The 7,459-nt window shown below is 67.1% G+C and carries 4 protein-coding genes; 3 read left to right on the top strand and 1 reads right to left on the bottom strand.

Translation table 11 applies throughout. From position 1 onward, the window contains the following. The first annotated feature begins 55 nt into the window (after positions 1-55). The 3 genes from NLI89_RS11740 to NLI89_RS11730 all read left to right on the top strand — a co-directional run bounded on the left by NLI89_RS11740 (position 56) and on the right by NLI89_RS11730 (position 5,807). On the top strand, positions 56-1,114 hold the full coding sequence (locus NLI89_RS11740; protein WP_254687241.1) for a homocysteine S-methyltransferase family protein: 1,059 nt from the start codon (positions 56-58) through the stop codon (positions 1,112-1,114). A gap of 133 nt (positions 1,115-1,247) precedes the next feature. Further along, entirely contained in the window at positions 1,248-3,962 is a 2,715-nt protein-coding gene (metH, locus tag NLI89_RS11735; protein ID WP_254687240.1) for a methionine synthase, read from the top strand. A 69-nt stretch (positions 3,963-4,031) separates the two neighbouring features. After that, positions 4,032-5,807, top strand: coding sequence for an SLC13 family permease (locus NLI89_RS11730; RefSeq protein WP_254687239.1), 1,776 nt, complete (start codon positions 4,032-4,034; stop codon positions 5,805-5,807). A gap of 169 nt (positions 5,808-5,976) precedes the next feature. Here NLI89_RS11730 and NLI89_RS11725 read toward each other — a convergent pair whose 3' ends face one another. Then, positions 5,977-7,437: an aldehyde dehydrogenase family protein gene (locus tag NLI89_RS11725; RefSeq protein ID WP_254687238.1), complete on the bottom strand. Its 1,461-nt coding sequence runs from the start codon at positions 7,435-7,437 to the stop codon at positions 5,977-5,979. Positions 7,438-7,459: the final 22 nt, after the last annotated feature.

Genomic DNA, 7,459 nt, shown 5'->3' with positions numbered 1-7,459 from the left:
TAGCGGGCGCCCACCCCCGACCCCTCCCGCTTGCGGGAGGGGAGGAGTCCAGTCGATGACACCACGTGAACGTTTCAACGCGGAAGCCGCCAAGCGCATCCTGATCACCGACGGCGCGTTCGGCACCGAGATCCAGAACTGGAAGCTCGACGAAGCAGCCTATGCGGGGTCGCTCGGGCTGAGCCACGACCAGAAGGGCAACAACGACATCCTGGCGATCACCAAGCCGGAAGTCCCCGAGACGATCACGCGCGAATATCTGGAGGCCGGGTCGGACATCGTCTCGACCAACACGTTCAGCGCCAACGTGATCTCGCAGGCCGATTACGGCGCCGAGCATCTGGTGCGCGAGATCAACGTCGAGTCCGCGCGGATCGCGCGCGCGCTCGCCACCGAATATGAGGCGAAGGACGGCCGCCCGCGCTTCGTCGCCGGCGCGATCGGCCCGACCAACAAGACGCTGTCGCTTTCGCCCGACGTCAACGATCCCGGCTTTCGCGAGATTGATTTCGATTACCTCAAGGGCGTGTACCGCGAGCAGATCGACGCATTGCTCGAAGGCGGCGAGGGGGTCGGCGTCGACTTCATCCTGATCGAGACGGTGTTCGACACGCTCAACGCCAAGGCAGGCATCATGGCGGCGATCGAGGCGGGAGACGCGCTCGGCCGCGACGTGCCGATCATGCTGTCGATGACGCTGACCGATCTGTCGGGGCGCAACCTGTCGGGACATACGGTCGAGGCGTTCTGGCACGCGGTGCGGCACGCCAAGCCGATCACGATCGGGCTCAACTGCTCGTTCGGCGCGGAGCAGCTGCGCCCGCATGTGAAGACGCTGAGCGCGATCGCGGATACGCTGATCATGATCTACCCGAATGCGGGCCTGCCCAACGAACTCGGCGAGTATGACGAGCAGCCCGAGACGACGGCGGGGCTGGTCGGCGAGTGGGCGGTGGCCAAGCAGGTCAACGTGCTCGGCGGCTGCTGCGGGTCGACGCCGGCGCATATCAAGGCGATGGCCGATGGCGTGCGCGGGCTCGAACCACGTGCGGTCTCGCGGCCGGAAGTGCGGACCAAGCTCGCCGGCCTAGAACCGTTCACGATGGCGGCATGACTTCTTTCCCCTCCCGCAAGCGGGAGGGGCAGGGGGTGGGCTCGCGCTCTCCTCCAACGATTAAGCCCGCGGATGGCGGGCGCCCACCCCCCGACCCCCTCCCGCTTGCGGGAGGGGGGGAAGAAACGAACCGATGACCACTTCCTCCTCCTCCTTCGTCAACATCGGCGAGCGCACCAACGTCACCGGCTCGGCGCGCTTCAAGAAGCTGATCATGGCGGGCGACTATCCCGCCGCGGTCGAGGTCGCGCGCCAGCAGGTCGAGAGCGGCGCGCAGGTGCTCGACGTCAACATGGACGAGGGGCTGCTCGACGCGCACCACGCGATGACGACGTTCCTGAAGCTGATCGCCGCCGAACCCGACATCGCGCGCATCCCGTTCATGGTCGACAGCTCGAAATGGAGCGTGATCGAGGCCGGGCTGAAGTGCGTCAGCGGCAAGCCGATCGTCAACTCGATCAGCATGAAGGAAGGCGAGGAGCAGTTCCTCGCGCAGGCCAAGAAGTGCATGGCGTACGGCGCGGCGGTGGTCGTGATGGCGTTCGACGAGGTCGGGCAGGCCGACACCAAGGACCGGAAAGTCGAGATCTGCGAGCGCGCCTACAAGCTGCTCGTCGGGATCGGCTTCCCGCCCGAGGACATCATCTTCGATCCCAATGTCTTCGCGGTCGCCACGGGGATCGAGGAGCACAACAACTACGGCGTCGACTTCATCGAGGCGTGCAAGGAGATCAAGGCGCGCTGCCCGCATGTCCACATCTCGGGCGGGCTGTCGAACCTCAGCTTCTCGTTCCGCGGCAACGAGCCCGTACGCCGCGCGATGCACAGCGTGTTCCTGTACTATGCGATCCCCGCGGGCATGGACATGGCGATCGTCAACGCCGGCCAGCTCGATATCTACGACGACATCGATCCCGAATTGCGCCAGGCGGTCGAGGACGTCGTGCTCAACAAGGATCCCGAGGCCGGTGATCGGCTGGTCGCGCTCGCAGAACGTTATCGCGGCACCGACGTGGTCGCCGAGAAGGCGGCGGCGGAATGGCGTTCGCTGGGGGTGAACAAGCGGCTCGAATATGCGCTGGTCAAGGGCATCGACCTCCACGTCGTCGAGGATACCGAGGAAGCGCGGCTGATCATCGCCGGCAATGGCGGACGCCCGATCGAGGTCATCGAGGGCCCGCTGATGGACGGCATGAACGTCGTCGGCGACCTGTTCGGCAGCGGCAAGATGTTCCTGCCGCAGGTGGTGAAGTCGGCGCGCGTGATGAAGAAGGCGGTCGCGCATCTGCTGCCGTATATCGAGGCGGCCAAGGAGCCCGGCGCGCGCGGCAAGGGCAAGATCATCATGGCGACCGTCAAGGGCGACGTGCATGACATCGGCAAGAACATCGTCGGCGTGGTGCTCCAGTGCAACGGCTTCGACGTGGTCGATCTCGGCGTGATGGTGCCGTGGTCGAAGATCCTCGAGGCCGCGAACGAGAACGACGCGGACATGATCGGGCTGTCGGGGCTGATCACGCCGAGCCTCGACGAGATGGTGACGGTCGCCGAGGAGATGAAGCGCGCTGGCATGACGATGCCGCTGCTGATCGGCGGCGCGACGACCTCGAAGGTGCACACCGCGCTCAGGATCGCGCCGGCCTATGACGGCCCGGTGGTGCACGTGCTCGATGCGAGCCGTGCGGTGGGTGTCGCGTCTACTTTGGTGTCGGACACGATCCGCGATGAGTTCGTGGCCAAAACCGCGGACGAGTATGAGGCGGTGCGGATCTCGCGCGCGAACAAGGGGCAGAGCGAGTTGCTGCCCCTGGCGACCGCGCGGGAGCGCAAGTTCGTGGCGGACTTTTCGCTCAAGCCTGCCGCACCGGCCAAGCCCGGCGTGCACGTGTTCGCGGACTGGGATCTGTCCGACCTGCGCGACTATATCGACTGGACGCCGTTCTTCCGCGCGTGGGAGCTGGCGGGGAACTTCCCGGCGATCCTGACCGACGAGGTCGTCGGCGAGAGTGCGAGTGCGCTGTACGCGGATGCGCAGGCGATGCTGGATACGATCGTCGCTGAGAAGTGGCTGACGCCGCGGGGCGTCGCGGGGCTGTGGCCCGCGCGGCGTGAAGGTGATGATGTGGTCGTCACCGCTTCCCCCCTCCCGCAAGCGGGAGGGGCCGGGGGTGGGCACGCGCTCCCCTCCACCGGCACGCCTGCGGATGGCGCGAGCCCACCCCCCAACCCCCTCCCGCAAGCGGGCGGGGGGGAAGAAATCCGCCTCCCCATGCTTCGCCAGCAGATCGCCAAGCGCGAAGGCCGCGCGAACATGTGTCTCGCCGACTTCATCGACACGCAGGACGACTGGTTCGGCGGGTTCGCGGTCGGCATCCACGGGATCGACGAGCACATCGCGCGCTTCAAGGCGGGGCATGACGATTACAACGACATCCTGCTGAAGGCGCTCGCCGACCGCTTCGCCGAAGCCTTCGCCGAGCGTCTCCACAAGCATGTCCGCCAGAAGCTATGGGGCTATGCGCCCGAGGAACAGCTCACCAACGACGCGCTGATCAAGGAGCAGTATCGCGGCATCCGCCCCGCACCGGGTTACCCCGCGTGCCCCGACCACAGCCTCAAGCCGATCCTGTTCGACCTGCTCGACGCCGAAACCGCGACCGGGCTGGAACTGACCGAGAGCTTCGCGATGTTCCCGACCGCCGCGGTCTCGGGCTTCTATTTCGGCCACCCGCAGGCCGAGTATTTCGGCGTCGCGCGCGTCGGCCGCGACCAGCTCGAGGATTACGCCGCACGACGTGGTGCGGATCTGAAGACCGCCGAACGCTGGCTTCGTCCTAATCTCGACTAAGGTCCGGGCTCGCGCGCGGAACAACCGCCGCGAGCCCGCGCTTATTATGGGTCCATATACGGAGACCCGATGACCGTTCCCCAGTATCTCTCGATCGCCACGCTGATCGGCATGATGGCGCTCTTCATCTGGGGCAGGTTCCGCTACGACGTCACCGCGATCCTCGCGCTGCTCGCCAGCATCGCGCTCGGCATCGTCAGCCCGAAGGAGGCGTTCAAGGGCTTCTCCGACGATATCGTCATCATCGTCGGCTCGGCGCTGGTGATCTCGGCGGCGGTGCAGCGCTCAGGGATCATCGAACGCGCGCTCGCCAAGTTCGCCAAGCGGGTGACCCGGGTCCGTTCGCAATTGCTGCTCCTGACCGCGTCGGTCGGGTTCGCCTCCGCGCTGGTCAAGAATATCGGCGCGCTGGCGATGCTGATGCCCGCCGCGTTCCAGATGGCGAAGAAGAACGACACCTCGCCCTCGGTCTTCCTGATGCCGATGGCGTCCGCGTCGCTGCTTGGCGGGCTCATCACGTTGGTCGGCACGTCGCCCAACATCATCGTCAGCCGCGTGCGCGAACAGATGACCGGACACCCGTTCGGGATGTTCGACTATGCCCCGGTCGGGCTCGGGCTGACTCTGATGGGGCTGATCTATCTGCGGTTCGCCTACCGGCTCCTGCCGCGCGATCGGCGGGCGGCGCCGACGATGGGCGAGGCGCTCGACATCAAGGGCTATGTGACCGAGGCGATGATCCCCGACGTCTCGCCCGCGGTCGACGAGACGGTCGACGCATTTCTCGACCGCCATGACCGCGAGGTGACCATCATGCGGATCCTCCGCGCCGGCATGCGCAGCGCGCCGCACGACCACACGCATCTGCGCGCCGGCGACACGCTGATCCTCGGCGGCGATCCCGACGCGCTCGAACGCGTGATCGCGCGCGATCGGCTGAAGCTGGAGGGCGAGGACCGCGAAAAGGCCGACGAGGACGACGACGACGAGGTCGGCGTGATCGAGGCGGTGATCGGGCTCGGCTCGGCGCTGGTCGGCAAGACCGCGGCGCGTCTCGCATTGCAGGCGCGCTACGGCGTCAACCTGATCGCGATCTCGCGGCAGGGCGAGCATCTCTCGCGCCGTCTCGCCAACACCGAACTGCGCGCCGGCGATGTGCTGGTGTTGCAGGGCCCGCTCGAGCAACTGCCGAGCAAACTGCGCGATCTCGGCTGCCTGCCGTTGGCGCAGCGCGAGATGCGGCTCGGCGTGTCGAAGCGGAGCTGGCTGCCGATCGCCATCCTCGCGGTGGCGATGAGTGCGACCGCATTGGGGTTCGTGCCGGTGGCGGTCGCGTTCTTCGCCGCGGCGGGGCTGATCATGGCGACCGGCGTGCTGCCGGTGCGCGAGGCGTACGACCATGTCGAATGGCCGATCCTGATCATGCTCGGCGCGCTGATCCCGGTCAGCGATTCGCTGCGTACCACCGGTGCGTCGGAGGTGATCGCGACCTGGCTGTCGTCGACCGCGGCGACCTTGCCGCCCTGGGGCGCGGTCGCGCTGATCCTGGCGGCGGCGATGGCGGTGACGCCGTTCCTCAACAACGCCGCGACCGTGCTGGTGATGGCGCCGATCGCCGCGACCTTCGCCGGCGATCTCGGGTTTCGGCCCGAGGCGTTCCTGATGGCAACCGCGGTCGGGGCAGGGTGCGATTTCCTCACCCCGATCGGCCACCAGTGCAACACGCTGGTGATGGGGCCGGGCGGGTACAGGTTCAGCGACTACGCGCGTTTGGGCGCACCGCTGTCGCTGCTTGTGTTGCTAATAGGCACCCCGCTGATCGTCGCGGTCTGGCCGATGCACTGAGCCCACCTGAATCCTCCCCCGCCAGGGGGAGGTGGCTGGCCCTTGCCAGTCGGAGGGGGAGGAAAGGGTAACTATTGTTGCGAGTTCCGCCCCCTCCGTCGCCTACGGCGCCACCTCCCCCTTGCGGGGGAGGATCAGAAGAAGATTTCGCCTCCCTCCGAGAAAGGGATTACGCGCCAGCCTCGGCCGGCTTTCCCTCGCGCACGTCACCCGGCAGGCCGGTGATCGTCTTCACCTCCATGAAGTCCGTCAGCCCATAACGCCCATTCTCGCGCCCATTCCCCGACTGCTTATACCCACCGAACGGCGCGCCGATGTCCGGGCTCCACGAGTTGATCGTCACCAGCCCCGCGCGCAACCGCGGCGCGACCTTCGCCGCCTCCGCCGGATCGCCCGAGATCGTCGCCGACAGCCCGTATTCGGTGGCGTTGGCGATGCGGATACCTTCGTCCTGATCGGTATAGGACGTAATCGTAGCGACCGGCCCGAACGTCTCCTCCTGCGCGATCCGCATGTCCGGCCGCACGTCGGTGAACAGCGTCGGCTGGATATAATAGCCGGCGTTGCGCCCGTCCGGCCGCCCCACACCGCCGGTCACCAAGGTCGCACCCTCGTCGATCGCGGACTGGATCAGCCCCTGGATCTTGTCGAACTGCGCCTTGTTGACGACCGGGCCGATATGCTGGCCCATCTCGGCAGGATCGCCGACCTTGGTCTGCTCCATCATCGACTTCACGATCGCGGTCGCCTCCGCGACCTGGCTCGCATGCACCAGCAGCCGCGTCGGCGCGATGCAGCTCTGGCCCGAATTGGCGAGCACGCCGGCCACCGTCGGCGGCAAGACGGCCGCGAGATCCGAGCCCTCCAGCACGAGGTTCGCCGCCTTGCCGCCAAGCTCCTGATGCACGCGCTTGACCGTCGGCGCCGCCGCTAACGCTACGGCGATCCCGGCGCGCGTCGAGCCGGTAAAGCTCACCATGTCGACGTCGCGGTGCGCGCACAGCGCCGCGCCGACGCCCGGCCCGTCGCCGTTGACCAGGTTGAACACCCCCGCCGGCACGCCCGCCGCGTCCATGATCTCCGCCAGGATCACCGCGCACGATGGCGCCTCCTCGGACGGCTTCAGGATCATCGTATCGCCTGCCGCGAGCGCCGGGGCGACCTTCGCGCAGATCTGGTTCAGCGGCCAGTTCCACGGCGTGATCATCGCGACGACGCCGAGCGGCTCGTGCACGACGGTCGCCTTGCCGATGACCTCCGAGAACTCGAACGCCGCCAGCGCCTTCGCGGTCGCCGAGAAATGCGCGAGGCCAGTGGGCGCCTGCGCCATCGACGCGAGCGCCATCGGCGCGCCCATCTCCTGCGACATCGCCTTGGCCAGATCGGGCATCCGCGCCTTGTATTCGGTCATGATCCGGCCGAGCACGTCCAGCCGCTCCTGCACGCTCGTCTGGCTCCAGCTCTCGAACGCCGAGCGTGCCGCGGCGACCGCCTTGTCGACGTCGGCGGCGGTGCCCAGCGTGATCTCCGTACACGGTTGCTCGGTCGACGGGTCGATCACCTGATAGACGGTGCCGCCCTCGCTCTCGACCCACGCGCCATCGATATACTGCTTCAAATAGCTTTTCATCGTGCCTCTCCGCATCTTGTCT

This window comes from Sphingomonas faeni (assembly GCF_024273235.1).
Lineage (GTDB): Bacteria > Pseudomonadota > Alphaproteobacteria > Sphingomonadales > Sphingomonadaceae > Sphingomonas > Sphingomonas faeni_A.
Note: the sequence above shows the minus strand (reverse complement) of the source record. Positions and strands in the feature narration are given on the sequence as shown.

Excerpts from the sequence above, each read along its gene's own strand:
- NLI89_RS11740 (WP_254687241.1), top strand. The coding sequence starts at position 56 with ATGACACCACGTGAACGTTTCAACGCGGAAGCCGCCAAGCGCATCCTG.
- metH (WP_254687240.1), top strand. The coding sequence starts at position 1,248 with ATGACCACTTCCTCCTCCTCCTTCGTCAACATCGGCGAGCGCACCAAC.
- NLI89_RS11730 (WP_254687239.1), top strand. The coding sequence starts at position 4,032 with ATGACCGTTCCCCAGTATCTCTCGATCGCCACGCTGATCGGCATGATG.
- NLI89_RS11725 (WP_254687238.1), bottom strand. The coding sequence starts at position 7,437 with ATGAAAAGCTATTTGAAGCAGTATATCGATGGCGCGTGGGTCGAGAGC.